Raw genomic sequence first — 20,005 nt, 5'->3', positions numbered from 1 at the left:
ATGCTACGGTTATATCATTATATATGATGACAACAGATGTCATAAGTTCAACCGGCGATATGTTAAAAATAGACTATAAAATTTATATCGTCTGCGAGGTTAAATTCGCCGTGCCTGCCAGAAGTTTTTTCGCCAGTACACATTATCCAGCGATGAACGCATCACGCCACGACTGGTAGAGGCATGAATAAACTCATTATTTGTATCGTAAATACCAACATGTAAACCACTTTCGCCCGAACCGGTTTTAAAGAAAACCAAATCCCCGGGCAGCAATTCATCTTTATCGATTCTGGTGCCGATTTTTGATTGTTCACGCGTATCACGAGGCAACTGCAAATCAAACTTGTCGCGCATAGTGACCACCACAAAGCCGGAACAGTCCACGCCTCTGCGACTCATGCCGCCGTAACGGTATGGCGTACCGCGCCAGGACTGCAACTGATCGTTCAGACCCGCAATGACGGTAATGGAGTCTGATAATCTGGCATTTGGCGCCGGTGCCCGATGAGTACTGCATCCTGCCAGGAACAATGCTGTGATAACAAGAAGCCAAAAACGCATGCCGCAACAATCCTCTGTTTTTATTTTGGTATTAATTTAGCGTCGAAATTACCTGCTTTTCAAGAAACGATTTTACTTAAGTGGCCGAAATGAGCATTGGATGCCCCTCGACGTCGAGTCGTCGAAAGCGCAAACCGTAGGCTTGCGCCAGATAAGAGGGGGTGAGCACCTCTTCCCGGCGGCCGCAGGCAATGAGTTTACCGCGCTTTAGTAACCAGGCTTTATGCGCATGGCGCAGCGTGTGGTTCAGATCGTGGCTACTCATCACAATCGCAATTCCTGCCTGACATAAATGATGTAATACCCGATCCAGAGCGTTTTGTTGCGCAACATCGAGACTGTTCATCGGCTCATCAAGCAGCAATAATTGACCGACCGGATTAGCGTCGGGATGAATTTGTAGTACAACGGCAGCAAGGCGAACACGCTGCCACTCGCCACCGGAAAGCTGATTCACGCTTCGCCCCAGTTTGTCGCCCAATCCAAGCATATCGGCCACCTCGTTAAGCTGCCCGGTTCGCGTTTTATCAGGTTGATGCAATGTCAGGTAATGCCAGACCGGCATGGCGAACGGCGGATTTTGCTGTTGCGCAAGATAAGCGCGGTGTTGGGCAAGCGTTGCCGTCGCCCATGCCTCCAGCGGCGCTCCGCCAAACCTGATGCTCCCCTCGCCGGAGGTTAACCCCGCCATACGCGCCAGTAGCGTGCTTTTCCCGGCACCGTTCGGCCCGACAAGATGAAGGATCTCTCCTGCGCTTACTTCGCCGGAAAGCGGCCCCAGGCGGGTGCTCTCGGCGACGTCCTTTAATTGCATCAATTGAGACATTATTTTGCCAACGCGATTTTTATGCTTTCCATCACAATAGGATCTTCAGGCGTCATATCCGGCGAAAAACGCTGTACCACCTGACCATCCCGGCCTACCAAAAATTTTTCAAAATTCCACAGAATATCATCCGGATAGAGTGGCGTACGCCCTTTGCTTACCATCCGTTCGTAAAAGCCGCTCTTCTCCGACGCGACTGCCGTTGGCGCAGCGGCTATCAGTTTTTGATACAGCGGATGGCGCGCGTCGCCATTCACATCAATTTTACTGAACATCGGGAACGTGACGCCCCAGGTGCTGGCACAATAGGTTTTAATCTGCTCTTCGCTGCCTGGCTCCTGCCCCATAAACTGGTTGCAGGGAAAACCCAACACGACAAACCCCTGATCTGCCCACGCCTTCTGGATATTTTCCAACTGTTCATATTGCGGCGTCAGGCCACATCTGGAGGCGACGTTTACAATGAGCAGCACTTTTCCGGCGTATTTTTCAAGTGTAGTGACCTCTCCATCAATCGTCGTAACGTGAGTATTAAGAAGCGAGTTTTGCATGGTGTCTCCCTGATGTCGGTAGAATAGCGGGTTTCATCGTTAGCCTTTAATCATAGACTGCGAATGATGAAAGCAGTTGTTTACCGATGCGCTAACGCGCGGATTTGAGTAGCAGCCAGATAAACACTGGTGCCCCCAATGTGGCGGTGACCACCCCGATAGGCAGTTCAGCCGACGCCAGCGCCAGTCGGGCGACCACATCAGCCAATAGCAGGGCGATAGCCCCGGCCAGCGCGCAGCCGGGAAGTAAAACCCGGTGATCGGTTAAACCACATAAGCGCAGGATGTGCGGAATAACCAGACCGATAAAACCAATCGCCCCCGCCATCGCCACGCTGACGCCCACCATCCAGCCGGTGGCGATGACCAACAAATTGCGCCAGAACCACAGCGGCAGGCCAAGCTGCCGCGCCGAGGTTTCCCCTAGCGCCAGCATATTCAGCGGTTGCGACTGGCAACATATCCAGATCAGTACCGGGATGAGCGCAATCATTAGCCAGCTCTGCTGCCAGTCAACGCCGCCGAATCCTCCCATCATCCAGTACATTAATTGCCGCAGATCGAAAGAGGTGGAAAAATAGATAGCCCACGTCATCAGCGCGCTACAGATAATGCCCAGCGCGACGCCCGCCAACAACAAGCGGCTGGTAGAAAGATGGCGACGCGCAAAACGCAGCAGAATTAACGTAATAATGAGCGCGCCGGCTATAGCGCACAGTCCCAGCGCCCATCCTGGCAGTTGCCCCTGCCCCAGTAAGACGGCGGCAATAAGCCCAACACCGGCCCCATTCGAAACGCCGAGCAGACCCGGTTCAGCAAGTGGGTTTTCAAACAGCGCCTGCATCACAGCGCCAGATAGCGCCAGCGCAGCGCCAACCAGCAATACCGCAAGCGTGCGGGGAAGGCGAATTTGCCAGACAAACAGTTCCCCCCGGGCGCTTAACCAGTCACCGGGGGCAATCCACTGTTCGCCTGCGCATAAGCTCAGAAGTGTAGCCAGTAGCACCAGCAGTGACAGGCTCAGAAGCCAGCGAACGTTTCGTCGCTGTTGTTGGCGGGCAAAAGTCAGCATGTTATCCATTCAGCTGAAAAGAGGTAGCGTGATTTTACGGTGGGTATCCTTTACTTGAAAGAAAAAAGGCCGCAATGCGGCCTTTTTAGTTATACGGGTCATCTTTCAGGCTGACAGATACGCTGTCATCCCGCTGATCTACTTTCGGGATGGCAGCGTATCTGCCGCAATACACCCTGATGGATGTTATGCCTGGATCTGATTACTCTTCTTTGGGCGAAGCGTTTTCGACCCGGCTCTTTAACTTCTGCCCGGGTCTGAAGGTCACCACGCGCCGTGCTGTAATAGGAATATCTTCACCCGTTTTCGGGTTACGCCCCGGACGTTGATTTTTATCACGCAGATCGAAGTTACCAAAACCAGAGAGTTTCACCTGCTCACCGTTTTCCAGAGCACGACGGATCTCTTCGAAAAACAGTTCAACCAGTTCTTTGGCATCCCGCTTGCTAAGCCCAAGCTTATCAAACAGATATTCTGACATTTCAGCTTTTGTAAGCGCCATAGGTTCAATCCCTCAATGATGCCTGGAATCGCTCTTTTAATGCCTCTACACATTTGGCGACGGTAGCGGCAATCTCCTCTTCTTCGAGTGTACGGTTGGTATCCTGAAGGATCAGGCTGATAGCGAGGCTCTTATAACCCTCCGCAACACCCTTACCGCGGTACACGTCAAATAAGTTTACGCCAACTACCTGATTTACGCCAACTTTCTTACATTCGGATAAAATATCCGCTGCGGGAACGTTTTCTGCAACAACAACCGCAATATCGCGACGGTTGGCCGGGAAGCGTGAAATCTCCCGCGCCTGCGGCACGATACGGTCTGCGAGCTTATTCCATTCCAGTTCAAACACCAGCGTACGACCATTCAGATCCAGTTTACGTTCCAGTTCAGGGTGAACAACCCCAATAAAACCAATACGTTCATCTTTCAGATAAATCGCCGCAGACTGTCCCGGATGCAGAGCCGGATTCATCTCCGCCTTAAACTGGATATCACCCAGTTTGCCGGTTAAATCCAATACTGCTTCCAGATCGCCTTTCAAATCATAGAAATCAACGGTCTCTTTTGCCAGGTTCCAGTGCTCATCATAGCGGTTGCCGCAAATCACGCCAGCCAGCATCAGATCCTGTCGAATACCCAGATTGGCTTGTGTATCCGGAACGAAACGTAAACCGGTTTCAAAAATACGCACGCGATTCTGCTGACGGTTTTGGTTATAGACCACCGTCGCCAACAATCCGCTCCACAGCGACAGACGCATCGCCGACATCTCAACGGAGATAGGGTTTGGCAGCAGCAGCGCTTCTGCGCCTGGATGGATGAGCTGTTGTACTTTAGGATCGACAAAGCTATAGGTAATCACTTCCTGATAGCCTTTGTCGTTCAGCATGGTTTTAACCCGCTTCAACGACAGATCGGCTTCACGGTGCGTCCCCATGATTAAACCGGCCTGGATTGGCTCGTCCGGAATATTGTTATAGCCGTAAACGCGGGCCACCTCTTCCACCAGATCTTCTTCAATCTCCATATCGAAACGCCAGGTCGGCGCCACGGCTTTCCACTCGTCCTGCCCTTCGGTCACTTCACAGCCCAGACGACGCAGAATATCACTGACCTGCTCATCCGCAATATGATGCCCGATCAGGCGATCCAGTTTACTGCGACGCAGAGTAATGGTGGCGCGTTTCGGCAACGTTGCTTCGTTGCTCACATCAATTATCGGACCCGCATCACCGCCACAGATATCAAGAAGCAGACGAGTAGCGCGCTCTATCGCTTTATATTGCAGCGCCGGGTCCACCCCGCGCTCGTAGCGGTGAGACGCATCGGTATGCAGACCGTGGCGGCGAGCGCGACCGGTGATAGACAGCGGATTAAAGTACGCACACTCCAGCAGCACATTTTGCGTTTCGCCGTTCACGCCGGAATGTTCGCCGCCAAAAATACCGGCTATCCCCAGCGCCTTATGGTGATCGGCGATCACCAGCGTGTCCGCATTTAACGTCGCTTCGCTACCGTCCAGCAGGACGACGGTTTCACCCTCTTTTGCCATCCGCACGACAATACCGCCATCAATGCGATCTTTATCGAAAGCATGCATTGGCTGACCCAGTTCGAGCAGCACATAGTTCGTGACGTCAACCACCGCATCGATGGAGCGAATACCGCAGCGACGCAGTTTCTCTTTCATCCACAGCGGCGTCGGCGCGTTAACATTGATGCCTTTTACCACCCGACCAAGATAGCGAGGACACGCATCAGCGGCCTCTACCGTAATCGGCAGCGTATCGCTGATGGTTGCCGTAACCGGCACCATTTCAGGCTCCTGGAGCGGCGCTTTGTTCAGTACCGCCACATCACGCGCAACGCCGATGATACCTAAGCAATCCGCACGGTTCGGCGTGACGCTAATTTCGATGGTATTGTCGTCGAGCTTCAGGTATTCACGGATATCGGTACCCAGCGGCGCATCCGCCGGCAGTTCGATAATGCCGCTGTGATCGTCGGAAATCCCCAGTTCGGAGAAGGAGCACAGCATTCCTTCAGACGGTTCGCCACGCAGTTTCGCCGCTTTAATTTTGAAATCGCCCGGCAGAATAGCGCCAATGGTGGCCACCGCTACTTTCAACCCCTGACGACAGTTTGGCGCGCCGCAGACGATATCCAACAGGCGTTCTCCGCCGACGTTGACTTTCGTTACACGCAATTTGTCAGCGTTCGGATGCTGGGCGCACTCAACCACTTCCCCAACCACAACGCCATTGAAGCTTCCCGCGACCGGCTCAACGCCGTCTACTTCCAGGCCAGCCATCGTAATCTGGTTAGCCAACGCATCGCTATCAATTGCCGGGTTAACCCACTCGCGTAACCACAGTTCGCTGAATTTCATTGTTTTATCCTGCCTTTATTTAAACTGTTTGAGGAAACGCAGATCGTTTTCGAAGAATGAACGCAGGTCGGTGACGCCGTAACGCAACATGGTCAGACGTTCCATCCCCATACCAAAAGCGAAGCCAGAATAGATTTCCGGATCGATACCGACATTACGCAGCACATTCGGATGCACCATCCCGCAGCCCAGCACTTCCAGCCATTTGCCGTTTTTACCCATCACATCCACTTCTGCAGAAGGTTCGGTAAACGGAAAATAAGAAGGACGGAAGCGAATCTGCAGATCCTCCTCAAAGAAATTACGCAGGAAGTCGTGCAGCGTACCTTTGAGGTTGGTGAAGCTGATGTTGGTATCAACAATCAGACCTTCCATCTGATGGAACATCGGAGTATGCGTCTGGTCGTAGTCATTACGGTATACACGGCCCGGCGCAATAATACGGATCGGCGGTTGCTGCGCTTTCATCGTCCGGATCTGGACACCAGACGTCTGGGTCCGCAGCAGACGGGTCGCGTCAAACCAGAAGGTATCATGATCGGCGCGGGCCGGGTGATGACCCGGAATGTTTAACGCATCGAAGTTATGGTAGTCATCTTCGATTTCCGGGCCAGTCGCCACGGTAAAACCAAGCTCGCCGAAGAAACTTTCAATACGGTCAATGGTACGCGTGACCGGATGCAGACCGCCGTTCTCAATACGGCGTCCCGGCAGGGAGATATCGATGGTTTCAGCGGCCAGACGGGCGTCAAGCGCTGCGCTTTCCAGCTCGGCTTTACGCGCGTTAAGCGCCTGTTGTACCTGCTCTTTCGCGGCGTTAATGACTGCCCCGGCTGCCGGACGCTCTTCCGGCGGCAGATCGCGTAGGGTCGTCATCTGAAGGGTTAAATGCCCTTTCTTGCCCAAATATTCGACGCGTACATTGTCTAACGCGGCAACATCTGACGCCTGGTTAATGGCGGCCGCTGCATTGGCAACCAGCTCTGCGAGATGTGACATGGTTTTCCTCATTGTGTCGGTGAAGACACCGGTTCATTGGACGTAATCTCTCGATTTCAGATACAAAAAAAGCCTCCATCAGGAGGCTTTTTTGCGCTGTTTTTCGTTTCGTTTTTCACGCGCTAGCCTCCTGGAATCAGGTGCTAAAGTAAAAAAAGAAACGGAAAATAGCAGCGTTCATGCTTGCGTTACCTTATGTGGTAAAACCAGATATCCTTTATTGAAAAGGGTTACAGGTCAATTGTCAACTCACTGAACAGTAAATAAAAGAGAGGGAGCCAGGCTCCCTCTTTTCACTGGCTTATGCCAGAGCTGCTTTCGCTTTTTCAACCAGCGCGGTGAACGCGACTTTGTCGAATACGGCGATATCAGCCAGGATCTTACGGTCGATTTCAACAGAGGCTTTTTTCAGGCCGTTGATGAATTTGCTGTAAGAAATACCGTTCTGACGTGCTGCTGCGTTGATACGCGCAATCCACAGTTGACGGAACTGACGCTTACGTTGACGACGGTCACGGTAAGCATACTGACCAGCTTTGATAACTGCCTGGAAGGCAACGCGGTATACGCGAGAACGCGCACCGTAGTAGCCTTTGGCTTGTTTCAAAATTTTCTTGTGACGTGCGCGTGCAATTACACCACGTTTTACGCGAGCCATATGTGCTCTCCTGTATCTATTCTAATTAAAAAGTTAAAAACGTTAACGGCTTATGCGTACGGCAGGCACGCGATAACCAGGCCCAGATCGCCTTTAGAAACCATGGCTTTCGGACGCAGGTGACGTTTACGTTTAGTCGCTTTTTTGGTCAGAATGTGACGCAGGTTAGCGTGCTTGTGCTTAAAACCACCTTTACCGGTTTTTTTGAAGCGCTTAGCAGCTCCGCGTACGGTCTTAATTTTTGGCATTTTAATAACTTCCACTTCGCATTGTTAATAAACGAAACATAGGCGAACAAAACCTGTGAAGCCCGAAGGCTTCACAGAATTGTTACTTGAAGGCCTTACTGTTTCTTCTTAGGAGCAAGCACCATGATCATCTGACGGCCTTCGATCTTCGTTGGGAAGGATTCGACCACTGCCAGTTCTTGCAAATCGTCTTTCACGCGATTAAGCACTTCCATACCGATTTGCTGGTGGGCCATTTCACGACCGCGGAAACGCAGCGTGATTTTGGCCTTATCGCCCTCTTCGAGAAAGCGAATCAGGCTGCGGAGTTTTACCTGATAGTCGCCTTCATCTGTCCCAGGACGGAATTTAATTTCCTTCACCTGGATAACTTTTTGCTTTTTCTTCTGTTCCTTAGAAGACTTACTCTTTTCATAGAGGAATTTGCCGTAATCCATTATACGACAAACCGGCGGCTCGGCGTTAGGGCTGATTTCGACTAAGTCTACTCCGGCTTCTTCAGCTTTTTCCAGAGCTTCTCTCAGACTCACAATACCAAGCTGCTCGCCTTCCAGACCTGTTAAGCGAACTTCTTGCGCGCGAATTTCGCTATTAATACGATTCGGACGCGCCGTTTGAACTCGTTTTCCGCCTTTAATACTTTATTCCTCCAGTTGTTGAAGACTGCGGCTGCGAATCTCTTGTTGCAGCTTCTCAATCACGTCATTTACGTCCAGACTGCCCAGGTCTTTACCGCGGCGGGTGCGAACGGCAACTTTGCCTGCTTCCACCTCTTTATCACCACAGACCAACATATAAGGGACACGACGTAAAGTGTGCTCGCGGATTTTAAAGCCAATCTTCTCATTTCTCAAGTCTGCTTTTACACGAATGCCCGCATTTTGTAGTTTCTGCGTCAATTCGTTAACGTATTCAGACTGCGAATCGGTAATATTCATCACGACTACCTGAACAGGCGCGAGCCATGTCGGGAAGAAACCAGCGAACTCTTCGGTCAGGATACCGATGAAGCGTTCCATCGACCCAAGAATCGCACGGTGAATCATTACCGGCACCTTACGCTCGTTGTCTTCGCCTACATAGGAGGCGCTCAGACGAGACGGTAAGGAGAAGTCCAGCTGTACTGTACCGCACTGCCATGCACGATCGAGGCAGTCATATAAGGTAAATTCAATTTTCGGACCGTAGAATGCGCCTTCACCCAGTTGATACTCAAACGGGATATTATTTTCTTCCAGCGCAACCGCCAGATCCGCCTCAGCACGATCCCACATCTCATCGCTGCCGATACGCTTGTCAGGACGAGTGGAAAGCTTGACGACGATCTTCTCGAAGCCAAAGGTGCTGTACATATCGTAGACCATACGAATACAAGCGTTAACTTCATCGCGGATCTGCTCTTCGGTGCAGAAGATATGCGCATCATCCTGCGTAAAGCCGCGTACGCGCATCAGACCATGCAGCGCGCCTGATGGCTCGTTACGGTGGCAGCTACCGAATTCCGCCATACGCAGCGGCAAATCACGATAGGATTTCAGACCCTGGTTAAAGATCTGAACGTGGCCCGGGCAGTTCATCGGCTTGATGCAATATTCGCGGTTTTCTGAGGATGTGGTGAACATCGCATCTTTATAGTTGTCCCAGTGCCCGGTTTTTTCCCACAGCACACGGTCCATCATGAACGGGCCTTTAACTTCTTGATACTGGTACTCTTTGAGTTTAGAACGAACAAAGACCTCCAGCTCGCGGAAGATAGTCCAGCCGTCGTTATGCCAGAACACCATGCCCGGCGCTTCTTCCTGCATATGATACAGGTCGAGCTGCTTACCAATTTTACGGTGGTCGCGTTTTGCGGCCTCTTCCAGGCGCTGCAGATAAGCGTTCAGGGCTTTTTTATCTGCCCATGCCGTACCGTAAATACGCTGCAGCATCTTATTATTGCTGTCACCGCGCCAGTATGCGCCGGCAGTTTTCATCAGTTTAAAGTGATGGCAGAAACGCATATTCGGCACGTGCGGACCACGACACATGTCGACATATTCTTCATGATGGTACAAGCCTGGCTTATCATCATGGGCGATATTTTCATCAAGAATAGCGACTTTGTAAGTCTCGCCGCGCTTCACGAAGGTTTCGCGCGCGTCATGCCAGCTCACCTTTTTCTTGATAACGTCGTAATTTTTCTCGGCGAGCTCATGCATCCGCTTTTCGAGCGCTTCGACATCTTCCTGAGTTAGCGTGCGGTCAAGATCAACGTCATAGTAAAAACCGTTGTCGACAACCGGGCCGATCGCCATTTTCGTGTGCGGCCAAAGTTGCTTGATTGCGTGACCTAACAGATGCGCGCAAGAGTGACGAATGATCTCCAGACCCTCTTCATCTTTTGCGGTGATGATGGCAAGCGTCGCATCATTTTCAATCAGATCGGAAGCATCAACCAGCTCGCCATTCACACGGCCCGCAATGGTGGCTTTCGCCAGGCCAGGACCAATGTCCAGAGCAACATCCATCGGGCTTACAGGGTGGTCATAATGGCGTTGGCTGCCATCAGGAAGAGTAATAACAGGCATGTAATATCCTTATTTGCAGTGGTGACCCATACGCAAGATCACATACAAAGAGAAAATGAATTTATTGACAGTGAGTTGTGTATCCATCTAGCCAACCATTGCTAAATTGGCGCACAACCTTCGACACAGACGAAAATCGCTATTTTCGTCCGGCATGACGATGGTAACACTAAAAAAAGGGAGATTGCATCACTCTGTAGCAAATCAAGGCCCTTGACAGAGTTTCTCCATTATCTTTCCACGCGCCGTATAGCGCTTCTCATCGACAACCTAACTTCTGCGCCAGACTCCCCTTTGTCGTTTTCACCTCGCTGGCTACCGCTTCAGGCAAGGCAGACCACAGCGTCAGCACTGGCTTCGTTTTATGTTCGATAGCCTCCACGGTAACCTGATAGTCGCAAAAATTCGCCGAACGGGGTGTATTCTGATCCATAATAAACGCAGCGTAATTTCCTTCACTTTTTGACGGCGCCGTTCCGGTGAATAAAACCTTCCAGTACCCGCTGGGAATTTCTACCGTCGCATCTTCTGGCAATGTGGCGATATGCCGCTCAAAAAGGGGGCCGGTCACTACGTGCACTACAGATACATCAGCCTGTTTGGCAAGTTCGCGCACCCGGTTTTCCAGTGCAGCCCATGCTCCCTGGTTCAGGGCGGATTTCTGCGGCGTAATATTCGATAAATAATTTAACGACGGCCAGTCCGAAACGCCGCCCAATCCTGCCAACGGCGCCTGGTGTCCCCTGTCGACTTTTAATAGCGTATGGGCATTTTTATAGGCCGAAGGGGCCAACGTATCCGAGGGCGGTAAATCGGGGTCCTGCGCCCAGTTCCGCGGGCGACCGCTTGCCTGGCTGGTCTTTGTCACGCTATAGGCAACCCAGTTGGCAAATTTCGTGGCGCTATTATTATTGAGCGTATAGACATGGCGATAGATTGTTTGTTGACTTCCTCCTTGAGGACAGCCAACGCTACAGTTATCAGGTTGCTGAACGAGTACGTTACGATGGGGTAACTCGGGTGCCGATGTTGTATCCTGGGGAGGATACGATGTAGTACATGCGCTTAATAATACTACGGGCAGTAATTTTAGCAGATTAATGGTTTTATTCATTTTTTCTTTCTTAATAATAACTGCCCTGATAATTCAGGTAGCAATAATTTGGTTATATTACCCTGCCAGCCGTTAGATGCGCTCATCATTAAAGACAACACTATCACGGTAAAAATTAATAACAGATAAACATCGAAGCCATCATAGAAAATGAGCTCAAAAGAATACAACGTGATATTCATATTGATACCAAAAAACATCGTATTATATGCATAATCGTGAAGCCAATAATTTCTCGCACTCAGATAGCGAATGAAAAATGGATATTCAATAATATCTGGCGCATGTTTTTTAACACCATTTTTCAACATTAAGGCAACGTATCCTCTCAATGACTCGCTGCTGGCAGGAGTTTAGTTATATTTAAAGGTTTAATAGGCACTGCGCATCATGCTGCTGTGCTTATTACTTTGTAAAAATAAGAGTATTCACTTTCATATTCAGGGGTAAAAAGTGAACAAATACAGCTATTGCGCAACGATGATTGCCGCCATACTCAGTACGACCACAATGGCCAATGCCAGTAGCCTTGCTATTTCAGTGGCGAATGATGATGCAGGTATATTTCAACCATCCTTAAATGCCCTTTATGGGCACCCGGCTGCAGACCGGGGTGATTATACTGCCGGGCTCTTTTTAGGCTACAGCCACGATCTCACTGACGCCAGTCAACTCTCTTTTCATATCGCGCAAGATATTTATTCTCCATCAGGTGCCAATAAGAGAAAGCCTGAAGCCGTCAAAGGCGACCGCGCGTTCAGCGCCTTTCTTCATACCGGACTGGAGTGGAATTCATTAGCCACCAATTGGTTACGTTATCGTTTAGGTACCGATATCGGTGTTATTGGTCCTGACGCAGGTGGTCAGGAGGTTCAGAATCGGGCGCATCGAATAATAGGCGCAGAAAAATACCCTGCCTGGCAGGATCAAATTGAAAACCGTTATGGTTATACAGCAAAAGGAATGGTGTCCCTTACGCCAGCTATTGATATTCTGGGCGTCAATGTGGGCTTCTATCCAGAAGTCTCTGCTGTCGGCGGCAATCTCTTCCAGTATTTAGGGTACGGCGCAACCGTTGCGCTGGGAAATGATAAGACCTTCAACTCTGATAATGGGTTTGGGTTACTGTCCCGCCGAGGGTTAATACACACTCAAAAAGAGGGATTGATCTATAAGGTATTTGCTGGCGTTGAGCGCAGGGAAGTTGATAAAAACTACACGTTACAGGGGAAAACGCTGCAAACAAAAATGGAAACGGTGGATATTAATAAAACCGTGGATGAATATCGCGTCGGTGCCACCATCGGCTATTCTCCCGTCGCATTTTCTCTTTCTTTAAACAAAGTCACGTCGGAATTTCGCACCGGAGACGACTATTCTTATATCAACGGAGACATCACCTTCTTCTTCTGAGGCGTCACCACGGAATAACCGGGTTACGTAACGTAACCCGGTACAATATTACATCTTATAGCCCAGCGTTACCGTAGTGCGACGATCGGTATGTTCAGGCGCAGATTCAGGCGGCTGCGAGTTCCACGTTAAATTATACCCCACCTTTAGACCAAAATGTTCGTTAATGGCGACATTGAGGGCTGTTTCCGAATTTAGTGTGGTGTCTTCTGCGCCAAATACTGACACCCCCTGTGTAAACTTAGCATTGTCAGTTAACTGCCAGGCATAGCTGCCGGAAGCATAACCCAACGGCTGCGTTTCAGTGGTATCGTCCGTATGTTCGTCATAGCGAACCCCAGGACCGAATTCAAAACGGAAGCTGTGCACTGGACCATTAAGGAACTGCCGCCCGTAACCGGCGGTCAGTACGTCGCGCTGACGATAACCGTTGAAACGGTCTGTCAGCCAACTGGCCTGGCCAAAGGTATAATCATAATCCGTCATATTAAAACGGTTACGCGCGCCTACCGCATATTTTTCTGAAGAGCGTTCATCATTAGAGGAGGTATTGCTGGCATTGCCCCATAATGACCAGGCGGTACGTTGTCCATACCAGGTCATCGCCGTGTCAGCCGTTAAGGAAGAACTTTTAGTATTGCCTGACTGAGCAAGGTAGCCCGCATTCAGATTACCTTCAAAAGGTTTTTTCGCGGTGGAGGGATCATCCATGACAGTAAAAACGGAATCATCGGCGGCGGCATACAGAGACGCGAACACGCCACCCGCCAGCATAACTACAGCGGGTACTGCCTTCAAAAGCTTCATTTATATAGAGTCCGTACAACTAAAAAAGAGACCACGACGGTCCCGGAAACTTTCATAGGGATCAATGACAAACGCCCCTGGAAAGGTAGCGAATTATAAGAAGCCCCGAATAACATAGCAATCAATTACTATTTCATTTTTTGAATAAGAACCCTCCCGAAGCATTCATTTATTTATATAACTTTACATCGCACTTCTTTAAATAAAGATCCGGAAAATCATATTGTTAATTCCTTCACTTTCCGGGGATTAAGTGCCAGACTGAAATCAGCCTAACAGGAGGTAACGATGGTACGTATCTATACGTTGACGCTTGCGCCCTCTCTCGATAGCGCAACAATCACGCCGCAAATTTATCCCGAAGGTAAACTGCGGTGCTCCGCGCCGGTATTCGAACCCGGCGGCGGGGGTATTAATGTCGCTCGCGCCATTGCGCATCTTGGCGGCACCGCGACCGCAATTTTCCCGGCTGGCGGCGCTACCGGCGAACATCTGGTCGCACTACTGGCTGACGAAAATGTCCCCGTGTCTACCGTCGATGCGAAGGACTGGACGCGTCAGAACCTGCACGTCCACGTCGAGTCCAGCGGCGAACAGTATCGTTTTGTTATGCCCGGCGCCACGCTGGACGATGACGAATTTCGCCAGCTTGAAGAACAGGTACTGGAAATTGAATCCGGGGCAATTCTGGTTATCAGCGGCAGCCTTCCGCCCGGCGTTAAGGTCGAGAAACTCACGCAACTGATTTCCGCCGCACAGAAGCAAGGCATTCACTGCATTATTGATAGCTCTGGCGAGGCGCTCACCGCCGCGCTGGCGCTTGGCGATATCGAACTGGTAAAACCTAACCTGAAAGAATTGAGCGCGTTGGTCAATCGCGATCTGACGCAGCCTGATGATGTGCGTAAAGCGGCCCAGGAATTAGTGCAAAGCGGCAAAGCTCGCCGGGTAGTGGTCTCTCTGGGGCCGCAAGGGGCGCTGGGCATAGATAGTGAGAATTGCATCCAGGTTGTTCCTCCCCCGGTGAAAAGTCAAAGTACTGTCGGCGCAGGCGACAGTATGGTAGGCGCGATGACGTTAAAACTGGCGCAAGACGCGTCGCTGGAAGAGATGGTGCGCTTCGGTGTGGCGGCAGGCAGCGCCGCTACGCTCAATCAAGGTACGCGTCTGTGTTCTCATGACGATACCCAAAAAATATACGCCTATCTTTCCGCGCAATAATCGTTTCCCCCTCGCCGAGGGGGATACCGGAAAATCGGTTAACGGGCGGCGCATCCGCCGCTGTTAAAAACACAGTTGCTCCCAACGAGGTGAACGATGGCCAGTGGCGATATTACCCGTTATGTTATTACCGTAACCTTCCATGAAGATTCCCTGACCGAGATTAACGAACTCAATAACCATCTGACGCGCAGCGGTTTTTTGCTGACATTAACGGACGATGAAGGGAATGTGCATGAGCTCGGCACCAATACGTTTGGCTTTGTTAGCGCTCAGAGCGCTGATGAAATCAAAGCGCTTGTCGCCGGACTTGCGAAAAGCGCGTTAGATAAGGATGTCGACATTACCGTGGCGACCTGGGAGGCGTGGAGTAAAAACGCACAATAAGTGCCATTCCCGCCGCGGCGCGTCCGCGATGTGCGTTAGTTCGTATTTTTTAACCGCATTTTTGCGCTAACCTTATGATCTGGCAGACAACGTGGGGAGAGACATTATGTGGCAAGCTATCAGTCGTCTTTTAAGCGAGCAAGTCGGTGAAGGCGAAATCGAACTGCGTAATGAACTGCCAGGCGGAGAAGTTCATGCCGCATGGCATTTACGTTATGCAGGCCATGATTTTTTCGTGAAGTGCGATGAACGAGAAATGCTCCGCGGTTTTACCGCAGAAGCCGATCAGCTGGAGCTGCTCTCCCGCAGTAAAACCGTTGTTGTGCCTAAGGTATGGGCGGTAGGTTCGGATCGGGATTACAGCTTTTTAGTCATGGACTACCTCTCGCCCCGCCCGCTGGATGCCCATAATGCGTTTATTCTTGGGCAACAGCTGGCGCGCCTGCACCAATGGAGCGACCAACCTCAATTCGGCCTCGATTTTGATAACGCGCTCTCTACCACGCCGCAGCCGAATACCTGGCAACGCCGTTGGTCGACTTTTTTCGCCGAACAGCGCATTGGCTGGCAGCTTGAACTCGCCGCGGAAAAAGGCATTACTTTTGGTAATATTGACGCCATTGTTGAACATGTTCAGCAACGTCTGGCGTCGCATCAACCGCAGCCTTCTCTTTTGCATGGCGATCTATGGTCGGCGAACTGCGCGCTTGGCCCTGACGGCCCCTATATCTTCGATCCAGCCTGCTATTGGGGCGACAGAGAATGCGATCTGGCGATGCTACCGCTGCATACCGATCAGCCACCGCAGATTTATGATGGCTATCAGTCCGTTTCGCCGCTACCGCTGGATTTTCTCGACAGGCAGCCGATTTACCAGCTCTACACCCTGCTTAATCGGGCAAGGCTGTTTGGCGGTCAGCACCTGGCTACTGCGCAAAAAGCGATGGATCGGCTGCTTGCGGTATAGGTACAGCCCATGCCGGATACGGACTATCCGGCATTTTTCAGTTTACATGAAGCCTAACAAGGAAAAGAAAAAGTAGCCGAGCACGATAATAATGACCGGCAAAATATAGAGCGGGAAAAACTGTAAAAAGATGGTATGGTGCGGCACCACGATACGTGACTCTATCTGCTCACGCGTTAGCCCTTCCGCGCCTTTTGCTTTTTCCAGGATCAACTGATCTTCCACGCCTTCACGCAAAAAACGTGACTGGCGGCTCATTCTGGCGCCGGAATCCTGCATCGCCAGCCCGACAAAAATCAGAATAAAAATGAGCCAGAAACCGATATTCAGGCTTCCCTGAAAATTCGGCGTCGGCGAGTTGTACCAAAAAACATTCAGAAACGGCGTATTCACGCGCATCATGTCTATCATTACGTGGGTAAAATCCAGCATTACCGCATTTATCCCCTCCTGCTTTTCACTGTGCGCATACATAAATTTAAGGACTGAGATGAGCGTGGAAAGCAGTGCCGGAATAAAAATAACCCACCCAACAACTCTTTTTAGGATTGCAATGCGTCCAGCTTGTTGATACGTCATGAGTTCCCCTTGATAAAGACGCGTCGTTTTGGCCTAAGTCTACCTGTTGATTCCCGTTTTCGCCTGATCTTTAAGGGCGATATACTAAGAACATGGTCATAATGAACGCTTAATTCGTTATTTTTTAATCTCAACAGGAGAGGTTGTGATGTCAACCCCACGTCAAATTCTTGCTGCAATTTTCGATATGGATGGACTACTGATCGATTCCGAACCGCTCTGGGATCGCGCTGAACTGGACGTGATGGCAAGTTTAGGCGTAGATATTACTCGGCGCCATGAACTGCCAGACACGCTTGGGCTACGCATTGATATGGTTGTCGATCTCTGGTTCGCGCAGCAACCGTGGAGCGGCCCCGATCGCCAGGAAGTGACAAACCGTGTTATTGCCCGCGCGATTACGCTTATCGAAGAGACGCGCCCTCTTTTGCCGGGTGTGCGCGAAGCTGTGGCGCTGTGTAAAGCGCAGGGGCTATTAGTGGGGCTTGCCTCGGCATCGCCGCTGCATATGCTGGAAAAAGTGCTCACCATGTTCGAACTGCGCGACAGTTTTGACGCGCTGGCTTCTGCAGAAAAATTGCCCTACAGCAAACCGCACCCGCAGGTCTATCTGGATTGTGCGGCCAAATTAGGTGTTGATCCATTAACCTGCGTGGCGCTGGAGGATTCGGTGAATGGTCTAATCGCGGCAAAGGCGGCGCGAATGCGCGCCATTGTGGTGCCAGCAGAAGAAAACCAGCATGATCCGCGCTTTGCGCTGGCGAATGTCAAACTTAACTCACTGACAGAGCTGACGGCGGCGCATCTACTCGGTTAAGATGTTTCCGAAACAAAGTCAACGGGCAATTAGCCGCTGAGCCAGACGGCAAGCGGCTTTGACAGAGACAAAGAGTTACAACGTCACCACTTCCGCCTACTGTATAAAAACCCTATACTGTATGAATTGACAGTTTAATGGGTTTTATCATGACGGCGGAAGGACATCTTCTTTTTTCTATAGCCAGCGCGGTTTTCGCCAAGAATGCCGAGTTAACGCCCGTCCTTGCGCACGGCGACTGGTGGCATATTATTCCTTCGGCTATTTTGACCTGTCTGCTGCCGGATATCGACCACCCCAAATCTTTTCTTGGCCAGCGCCTGAAATGGGTATCGAAACCGATCGCCCGCGCGTTTGGTCACCGGGGGTTTACCCATAGTCTGCTGGCGGTCTTTGCCCTACTGGCGACCTTTTATCTCAAGGTACCGGATACGTGGATTATCCCGGCGGATGCGCTGCAAGGCATGGTACTTGGCTATTTAAGCCATATCGTCGCGGATATGCTCACCCCCGCAGGCGTTCCCTTACTGTGGCCGTGCCGCTGGCGTTTCCGCCTGCCTATTCTGGCGCCGCGCAAAGGCAATCAACTGGAGCGATTTTTATGCATGGCGTTGTTTGCCTGGGCGGTGTGGATGCCACAGTCCATGCCGGAAAACAACGTCATACGCTGGTCTTCGCAGATGATTACTATCCTGCAAATGCAGTTCAATCGTTTTATAAATCACCAGATTGATTAGTAAATCAACGCCAAAATCATTTTTGGTATAAACCATTCCATTTGAATATAAGAGCCAGCTCACAGTTCTGCTAATCTTGCGCGAACAGAATCGCTAAAACACAGCGCTTCATAATAAAAAAATCAGGAGAACGGGGATGAATTTTCCATTAATTGCGAACATTGCGGTGTTCGTCATTCTGCTGTTTGTACTGGCGCAGGCCCGTCATAAACAGTGGAGTCTGGCTAAAAAAGTGCTTGTCGGCCTTGTGATGGGCGTGGTCTTTGGTCTGGCCCTGCACACCATTTATGGCGCTGACAGTCAGGTGTTAAAAGACTCCATTCAGTGGTTCAATATTGTCGGCAACGGCTATGTGCAATTGCTACAAATGATTGTGATGCCGCTGGTATTCGCCTCTATTTTAAGCGCCGTGGCACGACTGCATAACGCCTCTCAATTGGGGAAAATCAGTTTTCTGACTATCGGCACGCTGCTGTTTACTACCCTTATCGCAGCGCTGGTGGGCGTGCTGGTCACCAATCTGTTCGGACTGACGGCGGAAGGTCTGGTTCAGGGCGGCGCGGAAACCGCGCGTCTGAATGCCATTGAGACGAGCTATGTCGGCAAAGTGGCCGATCTCAGCGTGCCGCAACTGGTGCTATCTTTTGTACCGAAAAATCCGTTTGCGGATCTGACTGGCGCAAATCCTACGTCTATTATCAGCGTGGTGATTTTCGCCGCATTCCTGGGCGTGGCCGCGCTTAAACTGCTGAAAGATGATGCGCCAAAAGGCGAGCGTGTGCTTGTTGCTATCGATACCCTGCAAAGCTGGGTGATGAAGCTGGTGCGTCTGGTGATGCAACTTACGCCTTACGGCGTACTGGCGCTGATGACGAAAGTGGTTGCCGGCTCTAATTTGCAGGACATCATTAAGCTTGGAAGCTTCGTGGTAGCGTCATATCTTGGTCTGGCGATAATGTTTGTGGTTCACGGCATACTATTGGGCGTGAACGGGATTAGCCCGCTGAAATATTTCCGCAAGGTGTGGCCGGTGCTGACATTTGCCTTTACCAGCCGCTCCAGCGCCGCCTCCATTCCACTTAATGTCGAAGCGCAAACCCGCCGCCTGGGCGTGCCGGAGTCCATCGCCAGCTTTGCTGCCTCTTTTGGCGCGACCATCGGCCAAAACGGTTGTGCCGGTCTTTATCCTGCGATGTTGGCGGTAATGGTTGCGCCGACGGTCGGCATCAACCCCTTAGACCCCGTATGGATAGCCACGCTGGTGGGTATCGTTACTGTAAGTTCGGCGGGTGTTGCCGGCGTTGGCGGCGGCGCGACCTTCGCCGCGCTGATTGTGCTGCCTGCCATGGGCTTACCGGTCACGCTGGTCGCGCTGTTAATCTCCGTCGAACCGTTGATTGATATGGGCCGTACCGCGCTGAACGTGAGTGGCTCAATGACCGCTGGTACGCTGACCAGCCAGTGGCTGAAGCAGACCGATAAAACCATTCTCGATAGCGAAGAAGACGCTGAACTGGCGCATCGATAATACATTATCGGGCGTTCACATCGTCTGAGACATGACGATCAGCAACTCAAAAT

General features: G+C 51.0%; 23 protein-coding genes and 1 other annotated feature. Of the genes, 7 read left to right on the top strand and 16 right to left on the bottom strand.

The window, feature by feature from the left end:
* Window positions 1-99: 99 nt before the first annotated feature.
* The 14 genes from ACLJRS_RS02725 to ACLJRS_RS02660 all read right to left on the bottom strand — a co-directional run bounded on the left by ACLJRS_RS02725 (window position 100) and on the right by ACLJRS_RS02660 (window position 11,807).
* Window positions 100-564, bottom strand: coding sequence for a C40 family peptidase (locus tag ACLJRS_RS02725; RefSeq protein ID WP_001213256.1), 465 nt, complete (start codon window positions 562-564; stop codon window positions 100-102).
* A gap of 76 nt (window positions 565-640) precedes the next feature.
* Window positions 641-1,390, bottom strand: coding sequence for a vitamin B12 ABC transporter ATP-binding protein BtuD (gene btuD, locus ACLJRS_RS02720; RefSeq protein WP_000080607.1), 750 nt, complete (start codon window positions 1,388-1,390; stop codon window positions 641-643).
* Complete coding sequence (locus ACLJRS_RS02715) at window positions 1,390-1,941, bottom strand: glutathione peroxidase (RefSeq protein WP_001181571.1); 552 nt, start codon at window positions 1,939-1,941, stop codon at window positions 1,390-1,392. The genes btuD and ACLJRS_RS02715 overlap by 1 nt, the downstream gene beginning before the upstream one ends.
* A 91-nt stretch (window positions 1,942-2,032) precedes the next feature.
* Window positions 2,033-3,013, bottom strand: a complete 981-nt coding sequence (gene btuC, locus ACLJRS_RS02710; RefSeq protein ID WP_000954982.1) for a vitamin B12 ABC transporter permease BtuC — start codon at window positions 3,011-3,013, stop codon at window positions 2,033-2,035.
* 202 nt (window positions 3,014-3,215) lie between these two features.
* Window positions 3,216-3,515, bottom strand: coding sequence for an integration host factor subunit alpha (ihfA, locus tag ACLJRS_RS02705; protein ID WP_001229266.1), 300 nt, complete (start codon window positions 3,513-3,515; stop codon window positions 3,216-3,218).
* 4 nt (window positions 3,516-3,519) lie between these two features.
* Entirely contained in the window at window positions 3,520-5,907 is a 2,388-nt protein-coding gene (pheT, locus tag ACLJRS_RS02700) for a phenylalanine--tRNA ligase subunit beta (RefSeq protein WP_000672408.1), read from the bottom strand.
* Between the two features lie 15 nt (window positions 5,908-5,922).
* Window positions 5,923-6,906 (bottom strand): phenylalanine--tRNA ligase subunit alpha, encoded by a 984-nt coding sequence (gene pheS / locus ACLJRS_RS02695; RefSeq protein ID WP_000018567.1) that lies wholly within the window; start codon window positions 6,904-6,906, stop codon window positions 5,923-5,925.
* Between the two features lie 62 nt (window positions 6,907-6,968).
* Window positions 6,969-7,092: a sequence feature (Phe leader region), on the bottom strand.
* Complete coding sequence (pheM, locus tag ACLJRS_RS02690) at window positions 7,043-7,087, bottom strand: pheST operon leader peptide PheM (protein WP_001386830.1); 45 nt, start codon at window positions 7,085-7,087, stop codon at window positions 7,043-7,045. (Overlaps the previous feature by 45 nt.)
* A 115-nt stretch (window positions 7,093-7,207) precedes the next feature.
* Window positions 7,208-7,564, bottom strand: coding sequence for a 50S ribosomal protein L20 (rplT, locus tag ACLJRS_RS02685; RefSeq protein WP_000124850.1), 357 nt, complete (start codon window positions 7,562-7,564; stop codon window positions 7,208-7,210).
* A gap of 50 nt (window positions 7,565-7,614) precedes the next feature.
* Window positions 7,615-7,812, bottom strand: coding sequence for a 50S ribosomal protein L35 (gene rpmI / locus ACLJRS_RS02680; RefSeq protein WP_001124225.1), 198 nt, complete (start codon window positions 7,810-7,812; stop codon window positions 7,615-7,617).
* Window positions 7,813-7,907: 95 nt separating this feature from the next.
* Window positions 7,908-8,450 (bottom strand): translation initiation factor IF-3, encoded by a 543-nt coding sequence (infC, locus tag ACLJRS_RS02675; RefSeq protein ID WP_001574431.1) that lies wholly within the window; start codon window positions 8,448-8,450, stop codon window positions 7,908-7,910.
* A 3-nt stretch (window positions 8,451-8,453) separates the two neighbouring features.
* Entirely contained in the window at window positions 8,454-10,382 is a 1,929-nt protein-coding gene (gene thrS / locus ACLJRS_RS02670; RefSeq protein WP_001144217.1) for a threonine--tRNA ligase, read from the bottom strand.
* 259 nt (window positions 10,383-10,641) lie between these two features.
* On the bottom strand, window positions 10,642-11,496 hold the full coding sequence (locus ACLJRS_RS02665; protein WP_001044093.1) for a DNA/RNA non-specific endonuclease: 855 nt from the start codon (window positions 11,494-11,496) through the stop codon (window positions 10,642-10,644).
* The gene (locus ACLJRS_RS02660) at window positions 11,493-11,807 is read right to left on the bottom strand and encodes a hypothetical protein (protein WP_000916618.1); all 315 of its coding nucleotides are present in this window, start codon (window positions 11,805-11,807) and stop codon (window positions 11,493-11,495) included. Before ACLJRS_RS02660 ends, ACLJRS_RS02665 begins: the two co-directional genes overlap by 4 nt.
* 142 nt (window positions 11,808-11,949) lie before the next feature.
* Here ACLJRS_RS02660 and ACLJRS_RS02655 point away from each other — a divergent pair, with 142 nt between their 5' ends.
* Window positions 11,950-12,909, top strand: a complete 960-nt coding sequence (locus tag ACLJRS_RS02655; protein ID WP_001046438.1) for a lipid A deacylase LpxR family protein — start codon at window positions 11,950-11,952, stop codon at window positions 12,907-12,909.
* A gap of 48 nt (window positions 12,910-12,957) precedes the next feature.
* Here the strand turns inward: ACLJRS_RS02655 and ACLJRS_RS02650 are convergent, their stop codons facing one another.
* Window positions 12,958-13,716: a YdiY family protein gene (locus tag ACLJRS_RS02650; protein ID WP_000770981.1), complete on the bottom strand. Its 759-nt coding sequence runs from the start codon at window positions 13,714-13,716 to the stop codon at window positions 12,958-12,960.
* A gap of 288 nt (window positions 13,717-14,004) precedes the next feature.
* Between ACLJRS_RS02650 and pfkB the strand changes: the two genes are divergently transcribed.
* The 3 genes from pfkB (at window position 14,005) to ACLJRS_RS02635 (ending at window position 16,291) form a co-directional block, all read left to right on the top strand.
* Window positions 14,005-14,937 (top strand): 6-phosphofructokinase II, encoded by a 933-nt coding sequence (pfkB, locus tag ACLJRS_RS02645; protein WP_000251705.1) that lies wholly within the window; start codon window positions 14,005-14,007, stop codon window positions 14,935-14,937.
* Window positions 14,938-15,033: 96 nt separating this feature from the next.
* The gene (gene ghoS, locus ACLJRS_RS02640; RefSeq protein WP_000146133.1) at window positions 15,034-15,324 is read left to right on the top strand and encodes a type V toxin-antitoxin system endoribonuclease antitoxin GhoS; all 291 of its coding nucleotides are present in this window, start codon (window positions 15,034-15,036) and stop codon (window positions 15,322-15,324) included.
* 106 nt (window positions 15,325-15,430) lie between these two features.
* On the top strand, window positions 15,431-16,291 hold the full coding sequence (locus ACLJRS_RS02635; protein ID WP_000267686.1) for a fructosamine kinase family protein: 861 nt from the start codon (window positions 15,431-15,433) through the stop codon (window positions 16,289-16,291).
* A 42-nt stretch (window positions 16,292-16,333) separates the two neighbouring features.
* Here ACLJRS_RS02635 and ACLJRS_RS02630 read toward each other — a convergent pair whose 3' ends face one another.
* Window positions 16,334-16,870, bottom strand: a complete 537-nt coding sequence (locus ACLJRS_RS02630) for a YniB family protein (RefSeq protein ID WP_000222158.1) — start codon at window positions 16,868-16,870, stop codon at window positions 16,334-16,336.
* A 148-nt stretch (window positions 16,871-17,018) separates the two neighbouring features.
* Here ACLJRS_RS02630 and hxpB point away from each other — a divergent pair, with 148 nt between their 5' ends.
* The 3 genes from hxpB to tcyP all read left to right on the top strand — a co-directional run bounded on the left by hxpB (window position 17,019) and on the right by tcyP (window position 19,952).
* Window positions 17,019-17,687, top strand: coding sequence for a hexitol phosphatase HxpB (hxpB, locus tag ACLJRS_RS02625; RefSeq protein WP_000106854.1), 669 nt, complete (start codon window positions 17,019-17,021; stop codon window positions 17,685-17,687).
* Window positions 17,688-17,824: 137 nt separating this feature from the next.
* Window positions 17,825-18,424 (top strand): metal-dependent hydrolase, encoded by a 600-nt coding sequence (locus ACLJRS_RS02620; protein WP_000505804.1) that lies wholly within the window; start codon window positions 17,825-17,827, stop codon window positions 18,422-18,424.
* Window positions 18,425-18,560: 136 nt separating this feature from the next.
* Window positions 18,561-19,952 (top strand): cystine/sulfocysteine:cation symporter, encoded by a 1,392-nt coding sequence (gene tcyP, locus ACLJRS_RS02615; RefSeq protein WP_001010662.1) that lies wholly within the window; start codon window positions 18,561-18,563, stop codon window positions 19,950-19,952.
* The last annotated feature ends 53 nt before the right edge of the window (window positions 19,953-20,005 follow it).

Origin of the sequence: Salmonella sp. SAL00670 (genome assembly GCF_046552235.1) — a bacterium.
Classification (GTDB): Bacteria; Pseudomonadota; Gammaproteobacteria; order Enterobacterales; family Enterobacteriaceae; genus Salmonella; species Salmonella enterica.
The sequence above is the reverse complement of the archived record's forward strand: the minus strand, read 5'-3'. Positions and strand labels throughout refer to the sequence as shown.

What these genes read in the sequence shown, in the direction of transcription:
- ACLJRS_RS02725 (WP_001213256.1), bottom strand. Translation starts at nt 564, where the DNA reads ATGCGTTTTTGGCTTCTTGTTATCACAGCATTGTTCCTGGCAGGATGC.
- btuD (WP_000080607.1), bottom strand. Translation starts at nt 1,390, where the DNA reads ATGTCTCAATTGATGCAATTAAAGGACGTCGCCGAGAGCACCCGCCTG.
- ACLJRS_RS02715 (WP_001181571.1), bottom strand. Translation starts at nt 1,941, where the DNA reads ATGCAAAACTCGCTTCTTAATACTCACGTTACGACGATTGATGGAGAG.
- btuC (WP_000954982.1), bottom strand. Translation starts at nt 3,013, where the DNA reads ATGCTGACTTTTGCCCGCCAACAACAGCGACGAAACGTTCGCTGGCTT.
- ihfA (WP_001229266.1), bottom strand. Translation starts at nt 3,515, where the DNA reads ATGGCGCTTACAAAAGCTGAAATGTCAGAATATCTGTTTGATAAGCTT.
- pheT (WP_000672408.1), bottom strand. Translation starts at nt 5,907, where the DNA reads ATGAAATTCAGCGAACTGTGGTTACGCGAGTGGGTTAACCCGGCAATT.
- pheS (WP_000018567.1), bottom strand. Translation starts at nt 6,906, where the DNA reads ATGTCACATCTCGCAGAGCTGGTTGCCAATGCAGCGGCCGCCATTAAC.
- rplT (WP_000124850.1), bottom strand. Translation starts at nt 7,564, where the DNA reads ATGGCTCGCGTAAAACGTGGTGTAATTGCACGCGCACGTCACAAGAAA.
- rpmI (WP_001124225.1), bottom strand. Translation starts at nt 7,812, where the DNA reads ATGCCAAAAATTAAGACCGTACGCGGAGCTGCTAAGCGCTTCAAAAAA.
- thrS (WP_001144217.1), bottom strand. Translation starts at nt 10,382, where the DNA reads ATGCCTGTTATTACTCTTCCTGATGGCAGCCAACGCCATTATGACCAC.
- ACLJRS_RS02665 (WP_001044093.1), bottom strand. Translation starts at nt 11,496, where the DNA reads ATGAATAAAACCATTAATCTGCTAAAATTACTGCCCGTAGTATTATTA.
- ACLJRS_RS02660 (WP_000916618.1), bottom strand. Translation starts at nt 11,807, where the DNA reads ATGTTGAAAAATGGTGTTAAAAAACATGCGCCAGATATTATTGAATAT.
- ACLJRS_RS02650 (WP_000770981.1), bottom strand. Translation starts at nt 13,716, where the DNA reads ATGAAGCTTTTGAAGGCAGTACCCGCTGTAGTTATGCTGGCGGGTGGC.
- pfkB (WP_000251705.1), top strand. Translation starts at nt 14,005, where the DNA reads ATGGTACGTATCTATACGTTGACGCTTGCGCCCTCTCTCGATAGCGCA.
- ghoS (WP_000146133.1), top strand. Translation starts at nt 15,034, where the DNA reads ATGGCCAGTGGCGATATTACCCGTTATGTTATTACCGTAACCTTCCAT.
- ACLJRS_RS02635 (WP_000267686.1), top strand. Translation starts at nt 15,431, where the DNA reads ATGTGGCAAGCTATCAGTCGTCTTTTAAGCGAGCAAGTCGGTGAAGGC.
- ACLJRS_RS02630 (WP_000222158.1), bottom strand. Translation starts at nt 16,870, where the DNA reads ATGACGTATCAACAAGCTGGACGCATTGCAATCCTAAAAAGAGTTGTT.
- hxpB (WP_000106854.1), top strand. Translation starts at nt 17,019, where the DNA reads ATGTCAACCCCACGTCAAATTCTTGCTGCAATTTTCGATATGGATGGA.
- ACLJRS_RS02620 (WP_000505804.1), top strand. Translation starts at nt 17,825, where the DNA reads ATGGGTTTTATCATGACGGCGGAAGGACATCTTCTTTTTTCTATAGCC.
- tcyP (WP_001010662.1), top strand. Translation starts at nt 18,561, where the DNA reads ATGAATTTTCCATTAATTGCGAACATTGCGGTGTTCGTCATTCTGCTG.